The organism is Tritonibacter sp. SIMBA_163 (assembly GCF_046535935.1).
Taxonomy (GTDB): domain Bacteria; phylum Pseudomonadota; class Alphaproteobacteria; order Rhodobacterales; family Rhodobacteraceae; genus Epibacterium; species Epibacterium scottomollicae.
The window spans coordinates 1-255 of record NZ_JAWJBP010000836.1; the positions used below are offsets into that span (position 1 = coordinate 1).

Genomic DNA, 255 nt, shown 5'->3' on the forward strand with positions numbered 1-255 from the left:
GCTCAAGCGGCGTCACGTTGACGATAATGCCGCAACGCGCGTAGGTCGATTTACCCAGACAAATGGTCAGCACATTACGCGGAATACGGAAGTACTCCACAGTCCGCGCCAGCGCAAATGAGTTTGGTGGAATAACGCAGACATCGCCCTTCACGTCGACAAAGCTTTTTGCGTCGAAGGCCTTAGGATCCACAATCGCCGAGTGAATGTTAGTAAACACCTTAAACTCATCGGCACAGCGCACGTCGTAACCAT

1 protein-coding gene is annotated in these 255 nt (G+C 52.2%); it reads right to left on the reverse strand.

Features of this window, described 5'->3' with window-relative positions; translation table 11 throughout:
* Positions 1 to 255, reverse strand: a 255-nt coding sequence (locus R0J92_RS24680; RefSeq protein WP_411053626.1) for a dCTP deaminase domain-containing protein, incomplete at both ends; no start/stop codon positions are given.